The sequence below is a fragment of the Saccharomonospora sp. CUA-673 genome (genome assembly GCF_001942305.1).
GTDB lineage: Bacteria > Actinomycetota > Actinomycetes > Mycobacteriales > Pseudonocardiaceae > Prauserella.
Map to the genome: position 1 here is coordinate 26,629 of NZ_MKKE01000031.1, position 24,957 is coordinate 51,585.

At 70.6% G+C, this 24,957-nt stretch carries 16 protein-coding genes and 7 pseudogenes; 11 read left to right on the top strand and 12 right to left on the bottom strand.

Annotated elements, in window-relative coordinates:
• Positions 1 to 62: 62 nt before the first annotated feature.
• Positions 63 to 922, top strand: a pseudogene (locus tag BJF85_RS14855) (DUF5996 family protein).
• 5 nt (positions 923 to 927) lie between these two features.
• Here the strand turns inward: BJF85_RS14855 and BJF85_RS14860 are convergent.
• Entirely contained in the window at positions 928 to 1,848 is a 921-nt protein-coding gene (locus tag BJF85_RS14860; RefSeq protein WP_075848280.1) for a LysR family transcriptional regulator, read from the bottom strand.
• Positions 1,849 to 1,974: 126 nt separating this feature from the next.
• Between BJF85_RS14860 and BJF85_RS14865 the strand changes: the two genes are divergently transcribed.
• The gene (locus BJF85_RS14865; RefSeq protein WP_083666416.1) at positions 1,975 to 2,964 is read left to right on the top strand and encodes a DMT family transporter; all 990 of its coding nucleotides are present in this window, start codon (positions 1,975 to 1,977) and stop codon (positions 2,962 to 2,964) included.
• Here the strand turns inward: BJF85_RS14865 and BJF85_RS30205 are convergent.
• Positions 2,934 to 3,125, bottom strand: coding sequence for a hypothetical protein (locus BJF85_RS30205; RefSeq protein WP_255375645.1), 192 nt, complete (start codon positions 3,123 to 3,125; stop codon positions 2,934 to 2,936). The genes BJF85_RS14865 and BJF85_RS30205 overlap by 31 nt on opposite strands.
• Positions 3,126 to 3,155: 30 nt before the next feature.
• Positions 3,156 to 3,341, bottom strand: coding sequence for a hypothetical protein (locus BJF85_RS30210; RefSeq protein ID WP_255375646.1), 186 nt, complete (start codon positions 3,339 to 3,341; stop codon positions 3,156 to 3,158).
• Positions 3,342 to 3,636: 295 nt separating this feature from the next.
• On the opposite strand from BJF85_RS30210, the gene BJF85_RS14880 reads away from it, so the two are divergent.
• On the top strand, positions 3,637 to 3,858 hold the full coding sequence (locus BJF85_RS14880; protein WP_075848282.1) for a DUF3618 domain-containing protein: 222 nt from the start codon (positions 3,637 to 3,639) through the stop codon (positions 3,856 to 3,858).
• A gap of 76 nt (positions 3,859 to 3,934) precedes the next feature.
• On the opposite strand, the gene BJF85_RS27375 is transcribed toward BJF85_RS14880, so the two are convergent.
• Positions 3,935 to 4,651, bottom strand: a complete 717-nt coding sequence (locus tag BJF85_RS27375) for a hypothetical protein (protein WP_075848284.1) — start codon at positions 4,649 to 4,651, stop codon at positions 3,935 to 3,937.
• Positions 4,652 to 4,925: 274 nt separating this feature from the next.
• On the bottom strand, positions 4,926 to 5,573 hold the full coding sequence (locus tag BJF85_RS14890; protein ID WP_255375648.1) for a TetR/AcrR family transcriptional regulator: 648 nt from the start codon (positions 5,571 to 5,573) through the stop codon (positions 4,926 to 4,928).
• Between the two features lie 88 nt (positions 5,574 to 5,661).
• Here BJF85_RS14890 and BJF85_RS14895 point away from each other — a divergent pair, with 88 nt between their 5' ends.
• Entirely contained in the window at positions 5,662 to 7,131 is a 1,470-nt protein-coding gene (locus BJF85_RS14895; protein ID WP_075848286.1) for an NAD(P)/FAD-dependent oxidoreductase, read from the top strand.
• 51 nt (positions 7,132 to 7,182) lie between these two features.
• Here BJF85_RS14895 and BJF85_RS14900 read toward each other — a convergent pair whose 3' ends face one another.
• From BJF85_RS14900 to BJF85_RS14920, 5 genes and pseudogenes are all read right to left on the bottom strand, one after another.
• Entirely contained in the window at positions 7,183 to 7,638 is a 456-nt protein-coding gene (locus tag BJF85_RS14900; protein ID WP_075848288.1) for a helix-turn-helix transcriptional regulator, read from the bottom strand.
• Between the two features lie 298 nt (positions 7,639 to 7,936).
• Positions 7,937 to 9,406, bottom strand: a complete 1,470-nt coding sequence (locus tag BJF85_RS14905) for an LCP family protein (RefSeq protein WP_075848308.1) — start codon at positions 9,404 to 9,406, stop codon at positions 7,937 to 7,939.
• Between the two features lie 651 nt (positions 9,407 to 10,057).
• The gene (locus tag BJF85_RS14910) at positions 10,058 to 12,307 is read right to left on the bottom strand and encodes a phospholipase A2 (protein ID WP_075848290.1); all 2,250 of its coding nucleotides are present in this window, start codon (positions 12,305 to 12,307) and stop codon (positions 10,058 to 10,060) included.
• 93 nt (positions 12,308 to 12,400) lie between these two features.
• Positions 12,401 to 13,434, bottom strand: a pseudogene (locus BJF85_RS14915) (GGDEF domain-containing protein).
• Positions 13,435 to 14,494: 1,060 nt separating this feature from the next.
• Entirely contained in the window at positions 14,495 to 15,769 is a 1,275-nt protein-coding gene (locus BJF85_RS14920; protein WP_083666422.1) for an MFS transporter, read from the bottom strand.
• A gap of 387 nt (positions 15,770 to 16,156) precedes the next feature.
• Between BJF85_RS14920 and BJF85_RS14925 the strand changes: the two are divergent.
• Positions 16,157 to 17,058 (top strand): annotated as a pseudogene (locus BJF85_RS14925) (SDR family NAD(P)-dependent oxidoreductase).
• 4 nt (positions 17,059 to 17,062) lie between these two features.
• Here the strand turns inward: BJF85_RS14925 and BJF85_RS14930 are convergent.
• Positions 17,063 to 18,929 (bottom strand): annotated as a pseudogene (locus BJF85_RS14930) (long-chain fatty acid--CoA ligase).
• Positions 18,930 to 19,067: 138 nt separating this feature from the next.
• Here BJF85_RS14930 and BJF85_RS14935 point away from each other — a divergent pair.
• The 6 genes and pseudogenes from BJF85_RS14935 (at position 19,068) to BJF85_RS14960 (ending at position 24,186) form a co-directional block, all read left to right on the top strand.
• Positions 19,068 to 19,898, top strand: a complete 831-nt coding sequence (locus BJF85_RS14935; protein WP_139320648.1) for an SDR family oxidoreductase — start codon at positions 19,068 to 19,070, stop codon at positions 19,896 to 19,898.
• Positions 19,895 to 20,805 (top strand): annotated as a pseudogene (locus BJF85_RS14940) (SDR family oxidoreductase). The gene BJF85_RS14935 and the pseudogene BJF85_RS14940 overlap by 4 nt, the downstream one beginning before the upstream one ends.
• A pseudogene (locus BJF85_RS14945) lies at positions 20,805 to 21,553 on the top strand (enoyl-CoA hydratase family protein). The pseudogenes BJF85_RS14940 and BJF85_RS14945 overlap by 1 nt, the downstream one beginning before the upstream one ends.
• Positions 21,553 to 22,416 carry a CoA transferase subunit A gene (locus BJF85_RS14950; RefSeq protein WP_075848292.1) on the top strand — a complete coding sequence of 288 codons (864 nt, stop codon included), beginning with the start codon at positions 21,553 to 21,555 and terminating at the stop codon, positions 22,414 to 22,416. Before BJF85_RS14945 ends, BJF85_RS14950 begins: the two are co-directional and overlap by 1 nt.
• The gene (locus tag BJF85_RS14955) at positions 22,413 to 23,147 is read left to right on the top strand and encodes a CoA-transferase subunit beta (RefSeq protein WP_075848294.1); all 735 of its coding nucleotides are present in this window, start codon (positions 22,413 to 22,415) and stop codon (positions 23,145 to 23,147) included. Before BJF85_RS14950 ends, BJF85_RS14955 begins: the two co-directional genes overlap by 4 nt.
• Before the next feature lie 2 nt (positions 23,148 to 23,149).
• Positions 23,150 to 24,186: pseudogene (locus tag BJF85_RS14960) on the top strand (NAD(P)H-dependent flavin oxidoreductase).
• A gap of 367 nt (positions 24,187 to 24,553) precedes the next feature.
• Here BJF85_RS14960 and BJF85_RS14965 read toward each other — a convergent pair.
• Positions 24,554 to 24,957: DDE-type integrase/transposase/recombinase (locus tag BJF85_RS14965; RefSeq protein WP_139320566.1), on the bottom strand; the 404-nt coding region annotated here is incomplete at its 5' end.

Here is a 24,957-nt window from a genome sequence, read left to right on the forward strand (position 1 = left end):
GTGACGACGCCTGGCCTGCGTTGGCCACCGGCGACTGGCAGCCCACCCGCGACACGTTGCACATGTGGTTGCAGGTCGTCGGCAAGATCCGCATGGCGCAGGCGCCCATGCTCAACCACTGGTGGCAGGTGCCGCTGTACGTGTCGCGCGTGGGCTGACGACGTCGTCGATCCCGCACGGCGGTGCGGTGTTCGACATGGAGTTCGACTTCGTCGCGAGCGTGCTGCGGATCCGTTCGAGTCGCGGTTCGGAGCGGGAGGTGCGGCTGGAGCCGAAGTCCGTCGCGACGTTCCACCAGCAGGTCATGGACGCGCTGGCGGACCTGGGGCTCGACGTGTCGATCATGGCGACGCCGGTGGAGGTGCCGGAGGCGATCCCGTTCGCCGAGGACGTGGCCGAACGGACCTACGACGCCGAGCACGCGCGGCGGTTCTGGGGTCAGCTGATCGCGGCCGATCGGGTGCTGCACCGGTTCCGGTCGTGGTTCTACGGCAAGAGCAGCCCGGTGCACTTCTTCTGGGGCGCGATGGATCTGGCGTGCACGCGGTTCTCGGGCCGGGCGGCCCCGCAACATCCCGGCGGCGCGCCGAACTGCGCGGACTGGGTGATGGTCGAGGGCTATTCGCACGAGTTGTACAGCTGCGGATTCTGGCCCGGTGGCGGCGCCGAGGGCGCGTTCTACGCCTACGCCTATCCCGAGCCGGACGGGTTCGCGCGGCACCCGGTGCGGCCCGACGGTGCCGCCTACGTGGCCGAACTGGGCGAGTACGTGCTGCCGTACGAGGCGGCCAGGGCCACCGGCGATCCGGACGGTGCGGTGTTGGCGTTCCTGCAGACCACGTACGAGGCGGCGGCCGACCGGGGTGGTTGGGACCGCGAGGCCCTCGAGGACCATCCGCACCGCGAGGTCCTGCCGTTCTGACCGCCTCAGCCGTCGGTGCCGCCGTCGCCGAGCTGGGCGGCGTCGGCGAGGGCGTCGAGGCAGGCCTCGAGCGCCGGTCGCGGGTGGGGTTCGGCCGTCACGGCGTACAGGGTGCGCCGCGGCGCGGGGTCGTCGACCCGGACGGGCCGGACGTCGTGGCCGGAGGCCACGGCCAGGGCCATGGCCGGCAGGAGCGCGACGGCGCCGAGGCCGGCCACGAGGGAGAACACGGTCGCGTAGCCGGTCACGTAGTGGCGGATGTCGGGTTCGATGCCGCGTTCGCGGAGGGTGTGGCAGAGCCAGGCGTTCGCGCGTGAGCCGGCTGTCCAGGACACCCAGCGGTCGCGGGCGAGTTCGGGTGCGTCGATGGTGTCCTGGTCGGCGCGCGGGTCGGTGGCGGGCAGCATGACGCGGGCGGTGTCGTCGCGCAGAGCGCGCCAGTGGGTGTGGGGTGGCCGGGTGAGGGGCATGTTGTCCCAGCTCTCGACGACGGCGACGTCGAGTTGGCCGTTGACGAGCATCGGCAGGCTGCGTTCGGGTTCGGCCTCGATCACCGCCGGTTCGACGTCGGGGTGCGCGCCGGCGAGCGAGGTGAGGGCGCGGGTGACGAACGTGTACACCCCGGTGGGGATCGAGCCGACGCGCATGGGTCCGGTGATGTCGCCGGACAGGGCGTCGAGGCGGGTGCGGGCGAGGGCCAGTTCGCCGAGCACGGTGTCGGCGGAGTCGGCGAGCACGCGGCCGGCGGGCGTGAGTTTGACGCTGCGGCCGTGGGGGAGGAGCAACCGCGTGCCGACGTCGCGTTCCAATTTGGACAGTTGTTGGGATACCGCGGACGGGGTCAGGTGCAGTGCCTCGGCGGCTGCGGCGAGGGTGCCGTGGCGGTCGACGGCGTGCAGTGCCTGGAGGCGTTCGGTGCGGAACACGTAAGCGACGATACGGCTTCGGCGAGCTCGGCGCTCCCGTCGCCGGCCGACTCGTCACGGTTCGTGACGGGTAGTGGTGAGGGTTCATCGCTGGTGTCGTCGGGGGTCGGCCGGTCGAATGGGGGTATGACCCGAACTTCGGCCCTGTCGCCGCCTGCTGTTGGCGAGCCGTCCGTCGCCCCTTCCGCCGCGCCGGTTCCGTCCGGTGTGGACCGTTTCGATGCGCGGTTGGTCGCGGTGGCGGGTGCGTCGACGATCGCGTTGACGGCGGTGTTCGTCGCGTTGGCGGATGCGTCGAGTGCGACGGTCACGTTCTTCCGGTGTGCGTTGGCGTTGCCGTTGTTGGCGGCGGTGGTGGTGTGGCGCCGGTTGCGGTGGCGGTTCAACGTGTGGCACGCGCTGGCGGGCGGGTTCCTCGGGTTGGACATGGTGTTGTGGTCGGAGTCGATCGCCGCGGTGGGGGCGGGTGTCGCGACCGTGTTGGTCAACGTCCAGGTGGTGATCGTGCCGTTGGTGACGTTGGTGTTGTTCCGGGAGCCGGTGCGGGTCGCGTTCTGGGCGACGGCGCCGTTGTTGCTCGGTGGGGTGGCGTTGGCCGGTGGTGCTGTCGACAGTGGTCTCGGTGGTGCCGGGTTCGGCTCGGATCCGCTGTACGGCACGGTGATGGGTTTGCTGGCGGGTGTGGCGTATGCGGGTTATCTGGTGGTGTTGCGGAGGGCGGGCCGGCGGGGTGAGCAGGTGCCGATGTTGATCACCATCAACGGTGCGGGTGCGTTGGTTGCGTTGGTGGCGGGCGTGGGGTCGGGCACGCTCGATTTGTTGCCGTCGTTGCCCACGTTGGGATGGGTTGCGGTGTTGGCGGTGACGGGCCAGATCGTGGGCTGGTTGTTGATCGGTGCGGCCATCCCGCGGCTGCCGGCGGCGCTGGGTGGCACGTTGTTGTTGGTGCAGCCGGTGGGTGCCGTGTTGTTGGGCGTGGTGATCCTGGCGGAGCGCCCCTCGCCGTTGCAGTTGGTGGGCTGCGCGGTCGTCGTCGCGTCGGTGGCCTTGGCGGCGCGCGCGAAGCAGCCGGAGCCGACGGTCGGTCAGGGTGTGGTGCGGACCCCGTCGACGTAGAGCGGCGCGCCGGGTGCGAGTGCGGCGCGGATTCGTGCGCGCGCGTGGATGCCGGTGGTGGGGTGTCGCCCGTCGAGGGCGCCGACCCGGTTGGCGAAGGCCAGGTCGTACGGCGGCTCGTCGGGGGAGAGCGTGAGGTCCTCGGCGGCTGCGAGGCGCACCGCGAGGAGCCCGTCGGCGATGAGGTCGGCTCAGCGTTGTTCGGTGAGCGCGACGCCGCGCGCGGACCGGTCGACGACGAGGATGTGTCCGCCGGGTTGGATGCGCCGGGCCACCTCGCGCGCGGCGGGCCCGGGTGCGCCGCCGATCTCGAGCACGCGGAGGCCGGGTTTCAGGGGCAGCGCGTCGACGACGGCGGCGAGTCGTGGGGACAGCATTCGTGCTCCAAGGGGTCCGGTTGGCGACCCAGAATGCCAACACTGCGCCGCAGAATGCTGACACGGCGACGTGAGTTGCCAACACGGTGCGGGGAGGGTGGTGGGCCCGGTGGGACTCGAACCCACACTGGCTAGGACCTAAACCTAGTGCCTCTGCCAATTGGGCTACGGGCCGGCGTGGGGCAGCCTAGCGGGCGGCGTCGGCCGGTTGTCGGCGTGGCCTGTGCCGGCGTCGGGGCGGCGTGATCTAACGTGGCAGCTTGCGCGCAATGCATGCATTCAGCGAGGAGGACACGTGGCTCGCAATCCGGACGCCATCGAACGCGACATCGAGAAGGCGCGGTCGGCACTGGCGGCGACCGTCGATCAGCTCAGCGTGAAGGCCAACCCGCAGCGACTCGCGAACACCGCGAAGACGAGCGTTCAGGCGAAGCTCGAGGAGCCGAAGGTGAAGTTTCCGCTGATCGGCGCGGGCGCGCTGGTGGCGGCGCTGCTCATCCGCAAACTCGTCCGCTGACGGCCGGGCGTTTCGACGCACGAAACCACGCCGACGTCTCGTGGAGTCGTCGGCGTGGTTCGCGGGATGAGCGGGTTCAGCCCGTCGCTGCGGTGTGGCCGCCGGTCGCGGCCGCATACGTCTTGTCGGCGCCGGTCGTGTCGCCGCCGCCGGCCGATTCGTCGGATTCCGACGCCGCCGCCGCTTCCTTGACCGCCTCGGCCGGGCTCTTGGCCAGCTCCTTGCGGGGCACGGCGCTGCCGGGCACGGTGCTCGGCTCGGCCGCCTCGACCTCCTCGGCCACGTCCGCCTCGGCCTCATCCTCGGCCACGTCGGTCTCGGAGTCTTCGGAGGTCTCGGCCTCGTCGGAGCCTTCGGAGTCCTCCGTGTCCTCGGCCACGTCGGCCACGTCGGCCACGGCGACCTCGGTCTCGTCGGCCTGCTCGTCCGCCGCTTCCCCGTCCGCGGACTCGTCGGCCGCCACCTCGACCTCGGCAGCTTCACCGGACTCTTCGGCGTCGTCGGCCTCGGCGTCGACCGTCTCGCCGGTGTCCTGGGGGACGTCGGTCTTCGACAGGCGGGCCGTCATGTACATCGAGGTGAACTCGAGTGCACTGCCGTTGAGCAGGTGCACCACGGTCGGGTCCTCATCGCTCCCGGTGCGCGGCGCGATCTTCTCGATGAGCTGGTCGGCGCAATCGCGCGCGGCGATGATGCCCGGGGCCGTCTCGCTGAACTCCTTGCCCAGGCCGGCCACCGTGACCGTGTAGTCCTCCTCCTCGCGCACGTACACCGCGGTGATCGGTTGAACCACTGTCCTCACCCCTCTGCAAACGGCAGGTCTCACTGTGCAGGACGTCCCCACCGTCGTCCTATGACGCCGCTTCGATGACCACACGATCGAGTGGCGTCCGGCGTTGCCTCGGATTGTGTTACGAGTGGGTGCATTCAGCAATACGAATGCGTGTCGGCTATTACTCAGGGTGAGAACGGTCTCAGTCCCCGACCTGGCATCACCACTGAGTGTCAGCAGCCAGCCGCGGTTGATGAATTTCCATCAAACGCAGGCGGGAACCGCGGCGGCCGGCTCACCGGCCGGTGAGCTGGGCGAGTCCGCCCCACAGCAGGTTGACCGCGTATTCGGCGATGGTCTCGGGGGAGAGGTCGTCACGCTGTTCGCACCAGATCGCGAGCCGTTCACAGCCGCCGACGACGAACTCCGCCGCCGCGTACAATATGCCGGACGCCTCGACGGCCGCCGCGGCGTCCGGATCGACGAAATCACCCATGAGGGTGGCGATGAGGTCCGTCTGCTGTTGGCGGGTGGTCTCGAGTTCGTCCGCGGCAGTGCCGACCAGCGTCGCCTCGTGGCGCACGAGCATCCAGGACTGCCTGCGTTCGCGGATGAACGCGAAGAACGCGAGCAGGCCCTGGCGCAGTGCCTCCTCGGCGTTGCCGGCCTGGGCGACGGCCTGCTCGGTGACGCGGCGCAGCTCCGCGCGTGCCTCCCGGATGCAGGCGAGCAGGAGTCCTTCCTTGGAGTTGAAGTACTCGTAGAGCATCGGCTTCGACACGCCGACCCGTTCGGCGATCTCGTCCATGGACGCCGCGGTGTAGCCGCGTTCGGCGAACACGGCCTCGGCGACCTGGATCATCTGCCGTTCGCGCTGCGCGCGCGGCATCCGCTTGCGCGGCGCCTTGGTCCCCTTGGCCGGGGTTCTCGCCGTCGAACTCACACCCGTAGGCTACCGGAAGTAACCTACTTCGAGTAAGGTGGACTCGCGGTAACAGGTACGGACACGAGCTTCGGCTGGGAGGCAGGCAATGGGCAACCGCATCGAGGCGGGCGTCATCATCGTCGGGACCGGGTTCTCCGGCCTCGGCATGGCGATCAAACTCCGCCAGGAGGGTCGCGACGACTTCGTGGTCATCGAGAAGGCCGACGAGGTCGGTGGCACCTGGCGCGACAACACCTACCCGGGCTGTGCCTGCGACATCCAGTCGCACATGTACTCGTTCTCGTTCGAGCAGAACCCGGAGTGGACGCGCGCCTTCTCGCGGCAGCCCGAGATCCACGACTACCTGCGCGCGACCGCCGAGAAGTACGACCTGTACCGCTCCATCCACTTCGGCCAGGAGCTCACCGGCGCGCGGTGGAACGAGGAGACCAAGCGCTGGCACGTCACGACCGGCCGTGGTGACGAGTTCGTCGCCCAGCATCTCGTCGCGGGCGTCGGCGCGCTGCACATCCCGCAGATCCCCGAGCTGCCGGGCGCCGAGAAGTTCGAGGGCCCCGCCTTCCACTCGGCGCAGTGGGACCACGACGTCGACCTCACCGGCAAGCGCGTCGCGGTGGTCGGCACCGGCGCGAGCGCCATCCAGTTCGTGCCCCAGATCGCCAAGGACGTCGAGCAGCTGACGCTGTTCCAGCGCACGCCGCCGTGGATCATGCCCAAGCCCGACCGGGAGATGCCGGCGTGGCTGCGTACGGCGTTCTCGCGCGTGCCCGGCGTGCAGCGCCTCTACCGAGCCGCCATCTACTGGGGCCTCGAGGCGCGCGCCATCGGCTTCAACGGCGACCCGCGCATCATGAAGCTCGCGCAGAAGGTCGCCGAGCGGCACCTCAAGAAGCAGGTCGGCGACCCGGAGCTGCGCGCGAAGGTCACGCCCGACTACGTGATGGGCTGCAAGCGCGTGCTCATCTCCAACGACTACTACCCGGCGCTGGCCAGGGACAACGTCGACGTCCGGACCGACGGCATCACCGAGGTCAAGGAGCACAGCGTCGTCGACAAGTCCGGTGTCGAGCACGAGGTCGACGTGATCATCTACGGCACGGGCTTCCACGTGACCGACGCGTTCGACCACCTGAACATCGTGGGCACCGGCGGTCAGGACCTCGGCAAGCTGTGGGCCACCGAGGGCATGCAGACCCACAAGGGCATCACGGTCGCCGGCTTCCCGAACCTGTTCCTGCTGCTCGGCCCGAACACGGGGCTGGGGCACAACTCGGTCGTGTTCATGATCGAGCAGCAGATCCGGTACATCAGCGAGGCCATCGAGTACGCCGAGCGCAAGCAGGCCGAGGCCATCGAGGTTCGCACCGAGGTCCAGGACAAGTTCAACGCCGACATCCAGCGCAAACTCGAGGGTGGCATCTGGAGCCGCGGTGGTTGCACGAGCTGGTACCTCGACGCGCAGGGTGTCAACCGCACCGTCTGGCCCGGCTTCACGTGGCGGTACTGGATGCAGACCCGCAAGCTGGAGGCCAGCGACTACACGCTGACCCGGTGACGAGGACGCGGCGCCGGTGACCCGAGGTTCCGGCCTCGGGTCACCGGTAGTTCACGACAGTTCCGACAGCCTGCCCAGCAGGTGCTGCGTCGACACGCCGCACAGCTCGGCCATCCGCTCGACGGCGGAGCGGTCCAATTGGATCTCGGGCGACCCGGATTGACGCAGCCGGTCCTCGGCCCATCGGCGCAGGGGCGAGAGTTCGGGGCTCTGGTCGGCGGCCACGCGGGCGAGATCGAGGCGCACCTGGCCGGGCTCCTCGCCGAACACGCGGTGGTGCACCCGGGCGAGCAGGTCCTGCGGCGCCTCCTCCAAGGCCAGGCACAGCTCCACGAGCCGGACCACCGAGCAGTGCCGGGTGCCCAGTTCGTAGGTGGCGAGCGTCTGCAACGAGATCTCACTCTGCAGTCGCTGGTTGAGTTCCTTCCGGGTCCATCCGCGCCGTTTCCGGAGTTGGCGCAGCTCTTCCCCCAGGACGCGCTGGTAAGCGTCCGCGTCGATCAGCACTCCTCGTCCCCTGCCCGCATCATGTGCCGGTGCGCCCGGCGCTGCGTCCTTCACGGGAGTGAAAGTGACGAGGTGGATGGTCCTGACGCAGATCGACGAAAAAGTTTCACCCGGGCCGGCAAACTACTCCACTCGGGCTACTTTTGTCACTCGAATAGGCTCGCCCGTCGGGTCCTGCCGTTGCGCACGCGAGGGCCTCGCGGTAAGGGCTGGTCGGACCAGGATCCCCGTTGGGTGAGCCCGGATCGGGTGGCGCCGAACGGGACCCGGCCGCGGTGGTCCGCGGCCGGGAGCAGCGTCAGTTGACGCAGGTGACGCCGTCGGCCCTGATCGGCGACTCGGCCCCGCCGTCCTCGGCGTCGGTGATGTCGCCGGTGTCCTGACTGGGCGCGGGCTCGGCCTGCTGCAGCTGCGGCCCCGCAGCGCCGCCGGCGCCGCCCGGCGCCGCGCCACCGCCGGACCCGCTCGGCGGCTCGTAGTCCGGTCCGAGCAGCACCTGCACCTGACCGGAGGGCACCGACGGGTCGGTCTCCACCGACACGTTCCCGAGCGACTCGGCGACCTTCTCGCCGCTGGCCTCCTCGCCCTCGGGCGCCAGCACGGTGGTCGTCGTGCGCGGTTCGGTGTTGCCGACGATGCCCTGCACGTAGCCGGCGCCGGCGAGGGTCTCGGCGACGCTGCCGGCCAGGCCGGTGATGGACGACCCGTTCAGCACGTCGACCGTGATCTCCGACGGGTCGGGCGCCGGTGCCGTCGACTGGTCCTGCTTCGGCTGCTTCTCGCCCGCGAGTCCGCTGACGAACGCCTGCACCTCGGCCGGGTCGACCTGCACGGCCTGCCCGTCGGTCGGGGTCTCGTACTCGGGGTTGGCGATGGGGATCGTCGTGAACTCGATGTCGCCGGTCGAGAGCCCCTGCAGCTGCTGCGCGAAGCCGAGCAGGTCCCAGCCCTGGTTCACCACGACCGACTTCTGGACCGAGTCGACGAGCCCGTTGAGCTTCGCCGGATCGGCCAGCGTGCCCGCCGAGACGACCTTCGAGGCCAGGCCGGCCATGAACACCTGCTGGCGCACGACGCGGTCGAGATCGCCCCGCAGCAGCCCGTGTCGTTGGCGCACGAACGCGAGCGCCTGGTGTCCCTCGATGCTCTGCCGGCCCGCCTGGAAGTTCGCGCCGGAGTAGTGGTCGTTGACGGGCTCGTTGAGGCACACCTCGACGCCGCCGATGGCCTTGGTGATGTCGTAGAAGCCGAGCAGGTTGATCGAGGCGTAGTTGTCGATCGAGGCGCCCGTGAGGTTCTCGACGGTCTCGATGAGCGTCTTCGCGCCGGCCTGGTTGCTCTGGACCTCGATCTCCTGCGGATCGTCGACACCCTCGGCCTGCAGCCGCTGCCGCTCGACGGCCTTGGCCCGCGCGTACGCGGAGTTGATCTTGTGCTGGCCGAAGCCGGGGACGTCGACGTACGAGTCGCGGGGCAGCGAGATGGCGGTGGCCTTGCTGCCGTCGTTGGGGATCCGCACGAAGATGAGCGTGTCGGTGTTGAGCTCGCCGTCCGAGCCGCCGGCGTTGAGCTTGGAGAGCATCTCCTCGGGCAGCGGGTTGCCCTGTGCGTCGGTGCGGCTGTCCATGCCGACCAGCAGGATGTCGCGCGCACCGTCCGCGGGCTTGTCGCCGTCGGAGTCGATGACGTCGGCCATCGTCAGGCCGTTGACCAGGCCCTGCATCGCCGCCCACGCGTAGCCGGTCAACGACATCACCAACAGCGACACGATCGTCAACGCGACCTTCGGCAGCAGCGAGCGACGGCGCGAACGGGTCGGGGGAGGGGTGGGCCTGCCGGCGCGCGGCCGGTCGGGGCCGGGCTCACGATGACGGTCGGCACCGGGCCGGCCGGCCTCCGGTTGCCGGGCCGTCGCGCCCGGAGGGGGCACGCGGCGTGCCGGGTCGCCTGCGGGCGGAACGTCGTGCGGACGGGCGGGCCTGCGGGGAATCGCCGTGCGGAGGGGGGCCGGATCGCGGAGGCCCGCCCGCGGGGGGCCGACCGGGCGGCGGCTGCGGCGAGCGCGGAGGTCGCGGGCCCGGGTTCTGCCCGGCGGGGCCGCCCTGCTGCCACGGCCGCTCGGGGCCGCGTCCCTGCGAGGGATTCCGCGGTGGCTCGCTCACGCAGGCGGCTCCCTTCGGTGCGGGATGGGTGCGACCCGTGTTCACCCATCTTCGGTCTCGAGCCGGTTTCCGGCTCTATGTCAGGACGCGGAAGTGGGGGAGGAGGTTGTTCGTAGCGTGGCACATTGGTGGCCCAATGTGGTTCACGACACGAAAAACCACTCCCGGATCGGTGATATGTCCTCCGATCCGCTGCCGCCGTTCGGCTGAACCGGGCGAGCCCGGCAGAGCAGACATCAGCCGATGTGGCCCGTCCGTTATGTCCGGATGGTGGCTCTTCCGGGCCCCGGTGCCCAGCGTGCGGCCCACACCGTAGCCAAGATGGCGAGCACGGCGAGCACCCCCGTCCCCGCGAGGACGACCGCCCCCGCGGTGAACGTGCCCGACCCTTCCGGCGACGTGGTCGCCGACAGGAGCGGAGGCACGCATGCCAGCGCCGTGAGCAGCCAGGTGCGCGGCGAGTGACTGTCGCCGGTGCGGACCGTGTGCAGCAGCGACATGCCGAGCAACAGGAGCACGAGGCTCTGGATCGGGTCGAGCGGCAGTTCCGGCAACAACAGTGCGTCCCCGATGAAGCTGGTGACCGCGAAACCGAACACGCCGATCGTGGAGTACCCGATTCCGGCGGTGGTAGCCAACTGCGCGAGAACCCGGTCGAGCCGGCCGGTCGGGACGGGTGGCACCGGCGGCACCGACCGGGGCAGGACGGGGTGAGGGCGGCCGTTGTGCCGTTCGAACCACCAGAAGACGGCGAGGGCGGGCCCGGCGAGCATCCCGACGGCCACGAGCACGCGCGGGCTGCCCGACGGCACGAGGTCCGGGATGTAGACGGCGGCCACGAGCAACGTCATGGCGGCGAGGAACAGCAGGTACAGGCTCATCGGGGCCTGCGCAGCCCGCCCGGCGGCCGCGCGGAGCCGGGTGTTGTCGGCCAGCGCCGCGAGTGGGCGGCGCAGCAGGCCGAGCAGGCTGAGCTGGACGAGACCGAGCAGCAGGACCGGCAGCACGGGCCCGGCCAGCGGCGGCGGCCCGTCGGTGGTGCCGAGGATCGTCTGCGGAACCGCGTCGCGGGCCACGGCGACGGTCAGTGCCGCCCCGGCCGCCACCGCGCCGAGGGCGGGCACCCACGGCCGGCGCCGGGTGCGCGCGGCGTGCGCGAACGCGAGCTGCTGGGCCAACAGCGCGAGCGCCAGTGCCGCGAAGCCGTCGACGAGGGGACTGCCGGTGCGGTCGGCGAGCACGAGCAGCGCCGCCAGCGCGCCGCCCAGGCCCGTCCAGGCGAGTATCGGCACGCGCCGATGCACCGCGTGCATGAGCGGCGTCGCGACCGTCGTCAGCACGTACACCCCGAGCAGCCACAGCGGGTGCAGGGCGATTCGCACGACGATCTCGATGGTCGTGGGCGGCACGCCCATCAGCTCCAACGCGGTGGGCACGGTGAACGCCACGAGCGCGAACACGAGCGCCATGCGCAACAGCCAGCTCGTGCGGTGCGCCAGGTACTCGCGGTACCCGCCCCCGGAGTTCCGGACGCCGAGCCAGCCGGCCAGGTTGCGATGTCCGCCTGCGAAGAAGAACACGAACGCCAGCTGGGTGAGCCACGTCGCGGGCCACAGCCAGCTCTCGTCGACGCCCGCCCAGCGGGCGACGGTGACGGCCGATTCGCCCAGCACGATCGCGCCGATCGCCGCCACCCCGAGCAGCGTCCAGCGACCGGCCCGCGGCGCGGGTGCGGGCGCGGCGGGCACCTCGGCGACGCTGGGCCGGGCCCGCCGGGCCGCGCGCCACGTCCGCAGCCGGAACGCCAGCAGCACACCGATCGCCGCGACCCCCGCCAACAACGGCCCGATCGCCTCGGGCACCGGCGGTCCCCACCGCTGGTGCCAGGAGTTGACCTCGAGTCCCGCGGTGTACACCCCGGCCACCGCCTCGCAGGCACGCTCGGTGCCGCGCGGGTTGGCCTCGCACGTGGCGCGCATGTCGCCCGCGAGCCGCGTGTCGAGCGATTCCCGGGCCTCCGGCGGGAGCGGTTGGCCCTTGCCGTCGGCGTAGCGGAGCAGGTCGTAGCCCAGGTCGTGGGACCGGCAGGCGGCGCCGAAGTCCCAGCGGGTGCTGTCGTCGCCCCACGGCGCCGAGCAGCCGCCGTCGGTGTTGACGGTGCGCACCGTGCCGTCCATGGCCTGCTCGTGGCCCACGGCCGAACCGGTGACCTCGGCGAAGTCCGCGGGCAGCTGATGCAGGGCGTCCGCGGACGTCGCCGGGTCGCTCATGCTCTCGACGGCCTGCGCGGCCTGGGCGACGTCACCGTTCGGCGGGCCCTGGGGTGCGGCCGCCGGCTCCGAGCGGGAGGCCAGGAAGCCGAACCCCACCACCACGACCAGCAGCAACAGCACGCGGGCCGTGCCGCTGAGCCCACTGCCGAGCCACCGCCGCGGCCGCGGGGTCGCGGCGGTGGCGGGCTCCGGTTCGGAGCGCCGTTCGGTGGGCTCCTCGGTCGGTGCGGTCATCGGTCCTCAGGGTGGCAGCGGCGGCAGGACGGTCGTGTCCGGGTGAGTACGCCAGGCCACGCTGCCTTCCGGGTCGTACCCCGTCGATCCACGTTACGGGAGCGCGGGTGACATCCGGATTTGGTCGCGTCCGTTCTCCTTGGCCTCGTAGACGGCGGCGTCGGCGGCCTGGGTGAGCCCGTCGAGGGTCGTGGCGTGGTCGGGGTAGCCGGCGATGCCGATGGACGCGGTGCGTCCGGTGATGGCGACCTCCGAACCGCGTTTGTCGGTCGTGTCGATGGTCATGGCCGCGACCGCCGCCCGGATGCGTTCGGCGACCTGCGCGGCACCGTCGGTGGTCGTGTCGGGCAGCAGGAGCAGGAACTCCTCGCCGCCGAACCGTCCGACGATGTCGGCGGGCCGGGTGACCTCGCGGAGCACGTCGCCACGCGGCCGAGCACGTCGTCGCCGGCGGGATGGCCGTAGGTGTCGTTGACCCATTTGAAATGGTCGAGGTCGATCATCAGCACCGAGAGGGTGCCGTCGGCGCGCCGCACGCGGCCGAGTGCCCGTTCGGCCGATTCCGACCAGCCACGCATGTTGCGCAGCCCGGTCTTCGGGTCGGTGGTGGCGTCGGCCTGCAGCTGCTCGAGCTCGGCGAGCCGGTTGAACACGACCGTGACGACGGCCATCACCAGGACCATCGGCGGCAGGGTGACCAGCAGCACCGCCGTGATGGCGCCGAGTCCGGTGGTGATCGCCTCGAGGACGTTGTCGGCCCTGGTGCCGAACACGCGCTGTACGGTCGGCTTCGGGGCCGCCAGCGCGATGATGCCGCCGACGTAGAGCAGCTGCACGGCCTCGTAGACCACGGCGGCCGCGACCACGAGTCCGGCCTCGCGCAGGGAACCGGACCACATGAGGTTGTCCCAGCCGGCCGGCCCGAGGGCGTGGTACAGCTCACCGGCCAGTACGGCGGCGAAGCAGTGGGCGATCGTGGAGAACACGAAGTTGTGCGCGGGTCGGCGCGCGACGAACCAGCGTTGCGCCCGCACCGCCACGATCAGTGCGATCACCAGGAGCGGCGGGAGCACCAGCACGGCGGGGAACACCCACACCGCCGTGAGGTCGATCAGCACCGACTGCATCCGGTTGCGTCGGCGCTCCTCCTGGCGGCGCGTCAGTTGGATGTGGACGGTCGCACCCGCCAGCAGGACCAGGAAATGCACCCAGTCGTCGCCGGTGGGCAGGCCCGTCCCGGCGACCGTGACGGTGAATCCGGCCAGCGCGACCAGCTCGCCGACCAGCAGGAAGGCGATGAACGGCAGCGGGCGGTCCCACAGTGCCCAGCCTGCGGGGTGCCAGCGGTGCCGCACGTCTGCCCTCCCCTCCGGTGCGCCTGTCCGGACACCTGTCCGTTTGTCCGGTCGGTTGTCCGGTTACTTGTCTGTTCACCTGTTCGGTACTTGTCCGGACACTTGTCCGTCACGAGTCCGTTCTACCTACCCGGCGCATTCGGCCGGGTCGGCTCGGTAACATTTCATCACGTCCGATCCCGCCGTGGGCACGGTAGGGGAGAGGTTGCGCTCGGTCGAGGCCCGCGAAGGAAGTTCGGCCGACGTTCGGCCGACGGCAGGGTTTGTGTGATGATTTTCCTGTCCTCGTCACGAACGCTTGTCTCCCAGCGGGTTCTGAACTACAACAATGGGCGGCGGTTTTTCGAGGGGGCCGAGGGGTCAATGGAGGTGCATCGTGTCCGACCGTGATTTCTGATCGGACACTCCGAGCGTCCGCACGGCTTCGGCCGCACGTCCCGGGTGAAGCGAATCGGGTGACGTGATGTGGGGTCGACTCTGGGGTTTCGTTACTGTGCAAGACGGTTGCAGCCGCGTCGGACCGCAGGTGCCGACGCCAACAGCGAGGAGGTGCATCGTGACCGACCGTGACTTCTGAGACCGGTCCGAGGAACTGATCGACGACCACCATTGTTCGGCAGCCATGTCGGTATCGATGCGGATAACGCGAAGCGGCTTCCACGACCCGGGTTCCGCGAGTTTGTGGCATACTCGGATCACCGGGTCCGACGGATTGATTGATGAATCGATCACGGGCCGGTAACCGGCACTTATCTTCGATGTGCGTTTAATCTGCATAGCTGCATAATCGCGTTTGGAGGCTCACGATGCGTGACCGCGACTTCTGATTTCGTCATCCATTTTCGGGTGCAGGCTTCACTTTGCGAAGTCCTTCCGGGGCTTCCGGTCCGGCTCCTTCCGGCCCGGCTTCGTCCGGAACGGCTCCCGTCCCCTCGATCTCGTCCTTGCGGACCCGGTGCCAGCTGATCGCGACCGGGATCGTCAGCACCACGCCGGCCACCCCGGCCAGTGCGATCGCGTGCGTGGCGGAACCGAGGCTCTCGGCGACGACGCCGCCGAGAGCAATCCCCAGGCCCTGGGCGACGCGCAGGCCCGTCCGATACAGACCGCCTGCGCCGCCCCGCAGGTCGTTCGGGACCCAGGTGATGAACGTGGCGCCCACCGTGACGATGTAGGCCCCCGCCGCCCCGGCGACGGCCAGCAGCGCCAGTGCGGCCCCGAGCCCGGGCTGGAACACGAACAGCACGAGCGTCGCGCTCGCCGCGGTCGCCAGTACGCCGAGCAGGGCGCGGCGGCCTTCCGCGGACACGAAGCGGGACAGCAGGAACGTGCCGAGGATGAACCCGACCGGGTCGGCGGCGAACAGCCAGCCGACGGCGTGGTCCGATGCGCCGATCTCGTGGGCCAGTGGTGCGACGAGCCCCTCCGGGATCATCGTCAGGCCGACGAGCCACGAGAACGCGAGCAGGACGCGCAGTCGACGTCGGGCGAAGACCCATCGGGTGGCGCGGAACCACGGGTCGGTGCGGTCGCCGGGCGTGGGTCGTGGCCACACGCACAGCCGCACGACGAGCGCCGTCACGGCGAACGACGCGGCGTCGATCGTCAGCGCCCACGACACCCCGACGGTCGCCACGAGCATGCCGCCTCCGGCGAAGCCGACGAGCATGGCGATGTTGTTGGTGATGCTCCGCAGGTCCTGACTGCGCAGGAACACGTCGTCGTCGGTGAACACCTCGCGGGTGAGGGCGTTCTGGGCGGCGTTCACCGGCGCGCCGATGAGACGGGCCACGACGACCAGCACGCACAGCAGTGCCAGCGGGGCGCCGGGGATCGCCATCGCGCCGATCGCGGCCGCTTGGCCGAGTGCGCACGTCACCAGCACGGTGCGTCGCGGGAAGCGGTCGGCGATCTGTGCCAGGCCGAGCCCGCCGGCGAGCGCGGGCAGGAACGTCATCGCGTACACGATCGCCGACCACAACGCCGACCCGGTGCGGTCGAACACCAGGATCGCCAGCGCCACGGTCGTCAGGTGGTCGCCGGCCACAGACTGTGCCTCGGCCAGCCACAATGCGCGGAACTCGCGGTTGCGCATGGGTGTGCGCATGCGCACACCCTTGGCGGTCTCGCTCGTCCCCACGCGTTCGTCACCTGACGTCGACTGCAGAAGTGCCGGATCTGACGGTAAGTGTCCCTCCGGACACACGGAGCGAAACCGGCGGTCTTCCCCGGATCGGACGAGCACGGCGGCCGACGGGTTCCTGCTCGCGCACCGGAAAGGGGTCGGGAGCCGGCTCGGGTGCCACCGCCTCGACCGGTCGGGCAGTTCCACCCCGCCGATCACCCACGGTGCGTTCGGCGCGTCTGGTGTGCCGTCCACCGATGGCAGGCATGTGTTGGGCCAACAGGGGGAAACACTGAAGGGGACCGCTGCGGGGAGTGGACCCCCGGCGGCTCTGACGGGCCGGTACCCGGCCCGGTGCGGGAGGTCGACATGGACGCGTGGGACAGGCACTCCCTCGACGGCAAGGCCGTCGTGGTGACCGGTGCCGGCCGTGGCCTGGGGGAGGCGTTCGCCGTGCACGCCGCACGCGCGGGCGCGGCCGTCGTCGTGAACGACGTCGACGCCGACCTCGCGGAGTCCACCGCCACCGACATCAGAGCCTGGGCGGGCGGGCCGTCGCGAGCGGCCACGATGTGCGCGACCCGGAGCAGACCGAGGAGCTCGTCGAGCTGTGCACGAGCTCGTTCGGCGCGATCGACGGGCTGGTCAACAACGCGGCCGTCAACCACGAGGCACTGCCGTGGGACGACGACGTGGACCGCGTGCGCACGCTGGTCGAGACGAACGTGCTCGGCGTGCTCTACACGGGCATGGCCGCGGCTCGGGCGATGGTGACCGCCGGACGCGGCGGGTCGATCGTCAACATCAGCTCCGGCGCCTCGCTCGGTCAGCGCAAGCTCGGCGCCTACGCGGCCAGCAAGGGCGCGGTCGCGTCGTTGACGTACTCGTGGGCGCTCGACATGGAGGACGCGGGAATCCGGGTCAACGCGGTGTGCCCGCTCGCGCACACGCGCATGGTGTGGACGTCGGAACGGGCACTACGTGCCTGCCCGCCCGAACGCACGCCGGACCGCATCGCGCCCCTCGTGCTGTACCTGCTCGGCGACCTCTCGGCCGGCATCACGGGCCAGATGGTGCGCTGCAACGGACCGCAGCTGCACATCGTCGGCCAGCCGCACCTGAAGGCGCCGATCCTCGAACGCGAGGTGTGGGACGCCGACAGCGTCCACCGCGCGTTCGAGGAGGTCTTCGGCCCGCACCTGGAGCCCTACGGCCTCGAGAAGCGTGTCCCGCCGCTCCTGCGCACGTGGCTCAGCGCGGCGGGAGCGTGAGCCCTCAGGACCCGTAGAGGTTCTCGATGTCGTCGCGGTAGCGGTCGTTGATGACCCGACGCTTGAGTTTCAACGTCGGCGTCAGCTCCCCGCTCTCGGGTGTCCACGCCTTCGCCAGCACCGTGTGCCGTTTGACCTGCTCGACGCGGGCCAGCCGGTCGTTGGCGGCGGCGACGGCCTTCTCGATCTCCTCGAGCACCCGGGGATGCTCGGCCAGCTCCGCCGGTGTGGCGCCCTCGAGGCCCTCGATGCCCTGGGCGGCCGCCCACACCGGCGCGCTCTCGTCGTCGAGGACGATCAGCGCGCTGACGTACGGCCGGTTGTCGCCGATGGCGACGGCCTGGCCGATCAGCGGATGCTCCTTGAGCAGTCCTTCGATGCGGGTCGGGGCGATGTTCTTGCCGCCCGCGGTGATGATGAGCTCCTTCTTGCGGTCGGTGATCGAGACGTAGCCGTCGTCGTCGATCGTGCCGATGTCGCCGGTGGCGAACCAGCCGTCGTCGTCGGTGACGTCGACGATCGTGCCGTCGGCGTCGAGGTAGCCGAGGAACACGATGGGCCCGCGCACCAGCAGCTCGCCGTCCTCGGCGCGCGTGACCTCGACCCCGTCCAGCGGTTTGCCGACGGTGCCCGCGCGGAACGCGCCCGCCGTGTTGGCGGTGACCGCGCCGGTCGTCTCGGACAGCCCCCACACCTCGTGGATCTCGACACCGAGACCGGCGATGAAGTACAGGACGTCGACGGGCAGCGCCGCGGCGCCGCTGGAGGCGAGGAACAGCTTGTCGAGCCCGAGCATCTGGCGCACCGGTGCGAGGACCTTCTCGTCGGCCTGCGCGATGCGCTCGGCGAGCTCGTCGGGCACGGGTTCGCCCGCACTGCGGAGTTTGTAGCCCTGCTGCAGCAGTTCGTTGGCCTGGATCAGCGCGGTCTGCTTCTCCTCGGGCAGTCCGGCGAGCATGTTGCGCAGTCCGGCGGCCATCTTCTCCCACACGCGCGGGACGCCGAAGAACTGCATGGGATGCACGCGTCCGAGCGCGCCGACGACACCCGTCGGGTCGCCGAGCGTGTGCACGTGGCCCGCGCCGATAATCGGCAGGTAGATCGACAGCACCCGCTCGGCGATGTGCGCCAGCGGCAGGTAGGCCACATTGGACAGATGGGGTGGGCTGTCGTGCCGGTTGCGCAACGCCACGCCCTGGTGGATGACGTTGCGGTGCGAGAGCACGACGCCTTCGGGTTCCCCGTGGTGCCCGAGGTGTAGATCATCGACAGCGGGTCGTCGGGCCGGATGTCGGCGACCGCGCGCTCGTAGGTGTCCGGGTCGGCGGCGTGGGCCGCCGCGCCCTGGTCGCGCAGCTCGGTGTAGGCGACGAAGCGATCGTCGTCCGCGGGGATGGCGGCGGCGTCCATCATCACCACCCGCTCGAGTGCGGGCAGGTCGTCGAGCACCGGCCGCCAGCGCTCGAGTTCCGCCTCGCCGGCCAGGACCACGATCGGTGCGGAGCTGTGCCGGGCGACGAAGTCGATCTGCTCACTGCTCAGGGTCGAGTACGCGGTGCACGGGATCGCGCCGAGGCTCATCGCGGCGAGGTCGACGAGGATGTGCTCGGGTCGCTCGGCGCCATGATCAGCATGCGTTGTCCCGAGCGGAGGCCGAGGTCGGCGAGTCCGCGGGACAGCGCCGCCACGTCGTCCTGCAACTGCGCCCACGTGTGCGTGGGAGCGCCGTCGACGTCGAGGGAGGTCAGAGCCGGTAGGTCGGCGAACTCCGTGGCGTTGCGCCGCAGGAGGCCCGCGATCGTGTCGGTGTCGGGATCGGCCGTGACGATGTACGGGTGAGCTGACGGTGTGTTCGCTGCGGGTGCGGCCATATCGGGCTCCTGGTCGTCGTTGACTGGAGAAACCCACTCTAGGTGTGTCCGATTCCGGCGGGAAGTCTCTGCCACCCGACCTTGTCCCGAATAGAAACATGTTCTAGTTTTGGGGGCGGGCAATGATCGGAGGTGTCGGTGGCGACGCGGGAACTGTCCTACGACGGTGCGGTCGTGCTGGTGACCGGCGGTGCGCGAGGTGTCGGCGCGGGCATCTCGTCGGCGTTTCGCCAGCGCGGGGCCACGGTTGTCGTGTGCGGCCGGACCCCGCCCGAGGACGGTGACAACACGGCCGCGGGCGGCGTCGAGTTCGTACGGTGCGACGTCCGCGATCCCGAGCAGATCGCCGTGATGATGGAACAGGTTCTTGATCGACATCGGCGGCTCGACGTGGTGGTGAACAACGCGGGCGGAGCGCCGTACGCGGACGCGGCCGAGGCGTCACCGCGATTCCACGACAAGGTCGTGCAACTGAATCTGCTCGCGCCGTTGCACGTCGCGCAACAGGCGAATGCCGTGATGCAGAGCCAGGACTCGGGTGGATCGATCGTCATGGTCGGCAGCGTCAGCGGCCGCCGCGCCTCGCCCGGCACGGCCGCCTACGGCGCCGCGAAGGCCGGAATCGACGGACTGACGGCGAGTCTGGCCGTCGAATGGGCACCGAAGGTACGCGTGAACGCACTCGCCGTGGGCATGGTGCGCACCGAGAACGCGGCACTGCACTACGGCAGCGACGAGGGCATCGCCGCGGTCGGCGACACCGTGCCGCTGGGCCGGCTCGCCGACCCCGAGGAGATCGGGAACTGCGCGGCGTTCCTCGCCTCTCCGCTCGCCTCGTACGTCACCGGCGCCTCGTTGCTCGTGCACGGCGGGGGAGAGCGGCCCGCATTCCTCGCCGCGGCCGAGCGCGGCGAACGCACCGCCGAGACCGACAGCCCCGGGACCGGAACACCGACGGGAGAGCAATGAGCAACGAACTGTGCCGCGGCCGCGTCGTCATCGTGACGGGCGCGGGCCGGGGGATCGGACGGGCGCACGCGCTGGCGTTCGCCGACGCCGGTGCGCGTGTGGTCGTCAACGACGTCGGCGCGGCCTGGACGGGACGGACGCGAGCGACGGGCCCGCCGCCGATGTCGTCGCCGAGATCGCCGAACGCGGCGGCGAGGCGTGGGCCAGCACTCACGACGTCGCGGACTTCGCTGCCGCGCAGGCGCTCGTCGAGGAGACGGTCGTGCGGTTCGGCGGACTCGACGTGCTGGTGAACAACGCCGGCGTGGTGCGCGACCGAATGCTGGTCAACCTCGGCGAGGACGAGTGGGACGCGGTGCTGAGGGTGCACCTCAAGGGGCATTTCGCGACGTTGCGGCACGCCGGGGCCTACTGGCGCGGCGAGGCGAAGGCCGGGCGCACCCGCGACGCGCGCGTGATCAACACGAGCTCGGGCGCGGGTCTGCTGGGCAGCGTCGGACAGGCGAACTACTCGGCCGCCAAGGCCGGGATCGCGGGCCTGACGGTGGTGGCGTCGGCGGAACTGGCGCGCTACGGGGTGACGGTCAACGCGATCGCCCCGTCGGCGCGGACCCGCATGACCGAGGAGGTGTTCGCCGACATGATGGCGCGCCCGGACGACGGATTCGACGCCATGGCACCGGAGAACGTGTCGCCGTTGGTGGTGTGGCTGGGCAGCCCCGAATCGTCGGGGGTGACGGGTCGGGTGTTCGAAGTGGAGGGTGGTGCCGTGTCGGTGGCGCAGTCGTGGCGGCGCGGACCGGAGATCGACAAGGGCGGCAGATGGGACCCGACCGAGCTCGGCCCGGTCGTCGCCGATCTGCTGGCCAAGGCGCCGGCCCCCGAACCCGTGTACGGAGCAGGCTGATGAGCATCACGACGAAGCTGATCGAGGACCACATCGCGGTGGTCACGGTGGACGCGCCGCCGGTCAACGCGCTGACGGTCGCGGGCTGGTTCGCGCTGGCCGATGCGGTGCGCGCCGCCGGCGAGGACCCCGCGGTGCACGTCGTGGTGTTGCGCGCCGAGGGCCGCGGCTTCACGCGGGCGTCGACATCAAGGAGATCCAGGCCTCCAGTGGGTACGAGGCTTTGGTGGGTGCGAATCGGGGCTGTTACGCGGCGTTCGGCGCGGTGTACGACTGCGCGGTGCCGGTCGTGGCCGCCGTGCACGGGCACTGCCTCGGCGGCGGGGTCGGCCTGGTCGGCAACGCCGACGTCGTCGTCGCCTCCGACGACGCCACGTTCGGCGTTCCGGAGGTCGAACGTGGCGCGCTGGGCGCAGCGACGCACCTGGCGCGGCTCGTACCGCCGCATCTGATGCGGACGCTGTACTTCACCGCACGCCGCGTCACGGCCGCCCAGCTGCACGGGTTCGGTTCGGTGTACGACGTGGTTCCACAGTCCGAATTGGATGACGCGGCGCTCGACGTGGCGCGCTCGATCGCGGCGAAGGACTCGCGCGTGATCCGCGCCGCGAAGGAGGCGCTGAACGGCATCGACCCGCAGGACGTGCACCGCAGCTACCGGTTCGAGCAGGGCTTCACGTTCGAACTGAACCTGCTGGGGGCCGCGGACGACGCGCGGCAGGCGTTCCTCGACGAGAAGGGCTCGTGATGGGCGACAAACGCACGACGGTCGACGATGCGGTGGCCGACCTGCGCGACGGCATGACGATCGGCATCGGCGGCTGGGGCAGCAGGCGCAAGCCGATGTCGGTGGTGCGGGCGATCCTGCGCAGCCCCGTCAAGGACCTCACCGTGGTGTCCTACGGCGGACCCGACGTGGGCCTGCTGTGCGCGGCGGGCAAGGTGCGGCGGGTCGTGTTCGGCTTCGTGACGCTGGATTCGATCCCGTTCGACCCGCACTTCGGCCGCGCCAGGGAGACCGCGTCGGTCGAGGTGACCGAGTACGACGAGGGCATGTTCCTGCTGGCGCTGCAGGCGGCGACGCAGCGGCTGCCGTTCCTGCCCACGCGCGCCGGGCTGGGCTCGGACGTGCCGCGCCTGTCGCCGCAGCTGCGGACCGTGACCTCCCCGTACGCCGACGGCGAGGAACTGCTGGCCGTGCCGGCGCAACCGCTGGACGTGGCGTTCGTGCACCTCAACCGCGCCGACCAGAGGGGCAACGCCCAGTACCTCGGCCCCGACCCGTACGCCGACGACCTGTTCTGCCTCGCCGCCGAGAAGCGGTTCGTGTCCACCGAACAGGTCGTGTCCACATCGGAGCTGACGGAACTCGGCCCGGTGCAGTCGCTCGTGGTGAACCGGTCCATGGTGGACGGAGTGATCGAATCGCCGGGCGGGGCGCATTTCACCACGGCCGCACCGGACTACGGGCGGGACGAGATGTTCCAGAAGCACTATGTCGACTCGGCGAAGGATCCGGACGCCTGGCCGTCCTTCGTGGACCGCTTCCTGTCCGGCGACGAGGCGGCGTATCAGCGTGAGGTGCGCGCATTTTCGGGGGTGGCGGCATGAGCGACGTGACGAGGGCCGAGGTGGCGATCGCCGCGGTGGCGGACCTGTTCCGCGACGACGGCGAGATCGTCGCCAGTCCGATGGGCGCGGTGCCGTCGTGGGGCGCGAAACTGGCGCGGGCGACGTTCGCCCCCGACCTGATGCTCTCGGACGGGCAGGCCTACCTCGTCGACGCCGACGGCGTGGTCGAGGGATGGCAGCCGTTCCGGCGCATGCTGGACACGATCGTCCCGCACGGTCGGCGGCACGTGGTGATGGGCGCCAACCAGATCGACCGGTACGGCAACCAGAACATCTCCGCCATCGGCGACCACGCCCGCCCCACGAAACAACTGCTGGGGGTGCGCGGCGCGCCCGGCAACACCGTCAACCACCGCACCAGCTACTGGGTGCCGCGGCACAGCACGCGGGTGTTCGTCGAGGCGGTCGACGTCGTCGCGGGCGTCGGCTACGACAACGCCGCGAAGGCCGGACCGGCGGCGCAGCGCCACCACGACGTGCACCGCGTCGTCACCAACCTCGGCGTGTTCGACTTCGGCGGACCCGACCACGCGATGCGGGCCGTGGCGCTGCACCCGGGCGTCGACCCCGGAGACGTCAGCGCGGCGACCGGCTTCCCCGTCGACTGCGCGGGCGCCGACACCACCCGCCTGCCCGGCGCGGAGGAGCTGCGGCTCATCCGCGACGTGCTCGACCCCGACGGCCTGCGGGATCGCGAGGTGCCGGCGTGAGCATCGACACCGAGCTGACGCGGCTCGTCGGCATCGAGCACCCCGTCGTGCAGACCGGCATGGGCTGGGTGTCCGGGCCGCGCCTGGTCACCGCCACCGCCCGGGCCGGCGGCCTCGGCATCCTCGCGTCGGCGACGATGACCTACGACCACCTCGCCGCCGCCATCGACGAGGTGCGCGACCGCACCGACCGGCCGTTCGGGGTCAACCTGCGCGCCGACGCCGACGACGCCGACCGCCGCATCGACCTGCTCATCGACCGCGGCGTGCGGGTCGCCTCGTTCGCACTCGCCCCGCGCAAGGAACAGATCGCGAAACTGCGCGACCACGGCGTCGTCGTCATCCCCTCCGTCGGGGCCGCCCGGCACGCCGAGAAGGTCGCAGCCTGGGGCGCCGACGCGTCATCGCCACCGGCGGCGAAGGCGGCGGGCACACCGGGTCCGTGCCGACCACCGTGCTGCTGCCCTCCGTCGTCGACGCCGTCGACATCCCCGTCGTCGCCGCGGGCGGGTTCTACGACGGACGCGGCCTCGCCGCCGCGCTCGCCTACGGCGCCGCCGGCATCGCCATGGGCACCCGATTCCTGCTCACCAGCGACAGCACCGTCCCCGACGCCGTCAAGCAGTACTACCTCGGACGCGGCACCACCGACACCGTGCTGACCCGCCGCGTCGACGGCGTCCCCCACCGCGTCCTGCGCACTCCCATGGTCGAGAAACTCGACACCGCGGGCCCCGTACGCGGGCTCGCCCGGGCGGCCGGCAACGCCGTCCGCTTCCGCCGCCTCACCGGACTGTCCCTGCCCGCCATGCTGCGCGAAGGCATCCGCATGAAACGACGCAGCGGATTCACCTGGAGCGAGGTCATCATGGCCGCCAACACCCCCATGCTCCTCCGCGCCGGCCTCGTCGACGGATCCCTCGACAGCGGCGTCCTCGCCTCCGGCCAGGTCGTCGGTCTCTTGGACGGCTTGCCCTCCGTGGAGGAGCTCATCGACGGCATCGTCGACGAGGCGGAGGCAGTCCTGAGGAAGTGGTAACCCCCGGGGGTCTGCGTTCCGTATCGCCGTGTCAGCACCCCACGTCGCCGTGTTGGCATTTCGCGTCGCCGTGTTGGCATTTCGTGGACGCCGTGTCAGCGTTCTTCGTCGCCGTGTCAGCAGTTCGCGTCGCGGTTTTGGCGTTCTGGGTGCGGGGTCTGCGCTTGGGGGTTGGGGTGCCTCGCCGGCGGGCAGGTCTCTGGGATGTTGGGCGGCTTTGCCGCTGCTCCGTGTCATCCCGTCGACCTCTCGTTTCGTTTATCACGCTCCAGGCAGGGCGCAAGGGTTCGTTGTTGTGTGGCGGTTGTGGGGTGGGTTGCGCCCTGCCTGGTGCGTGGGGGCTGCTGAAGGAAACTGTGACAGTGGTTTAGGCCGCCGGGGTGGCGGTGTGGCTCATGATGGTTTCGTATTCGATGGGGGTCAAGCGGCCGAGGCGGGCTTGTCTGCGGCGTCGGTGGTAGGTGCGTTCGATCCAGGTCACGATCGCGATGCGGAGCTCTTCGCGTGTGGCCCATGTGCGGCGGTTGAGCACATTGCGTTGCAGGAGGCTGAAGAAGCTCTCCATGGCGGCGTTGTCACCGGCTGAGCCGACCTGGCCCATCGAGCCGCGCATGTGGTGGCGCCACAACGCTTGCTGCAGTTTCCGGCTCCGGAATTGGCCTCCACGATCGCTGTGCAGCGTGCAGCCGGCGACGTGGCCACCACGGCGGGCGACGGCCGATTCCAGCGCGTCCAGGGCGAGCTGGGAGGTCATCCGGTCGGCGATGGAAT

Coding starts and splice junctions, on each gene's coding strand:
- BJF85_RS14920 (WP_083666422.1), bottom strand. CDS start 15,769: ATGCGCACACCCATGCGCAACCGCGAGTTCCGCGCATTGTGGCTGGCC.
- BJF85_RS14895 (WP_075848286.1), top strand. CDS start 5,662: ATGGGCAACCGCATCGAGGCGGGCGTCATCATCGTCGGGACCGGGTTC.
- BJF85_RS14865 (WP_083666416.1), top strand. CDS start 1,975: ATGACCCGAACTTCGGCCCTGTCGCCGCCTGCTGTTGGCGAGCCGTCC.
- BJF85_RS14955 (WP_075848294.1), top strand. CDS start 22,413: ATGAGCGACGTGACGAGGGCCGAGGTGGCGATCGCCGCGGTGGCGGAC.
- BJF85_RS30210 (WP_255375646.1), bottom strand. CDS start 3,341: ATGCTGTCCCCACGACTCGCCGCCGTCGTCGACGCGCTGCCCCTGAAA.
- BJF85_RS14910 (WP_075848290.1), bottom strand. CDS start 12,307: ATGACCGCACCGACCGAGGAGCCCACCGAACGGCGCTCCGAACCGGAG.
- BJF85_RS14950 (WP_075848292.1), top strand. CDS start 21,553: ATGGGCGACAAACGCACGACGGTCGACGATGCGGTGGCCGACCTGCGC.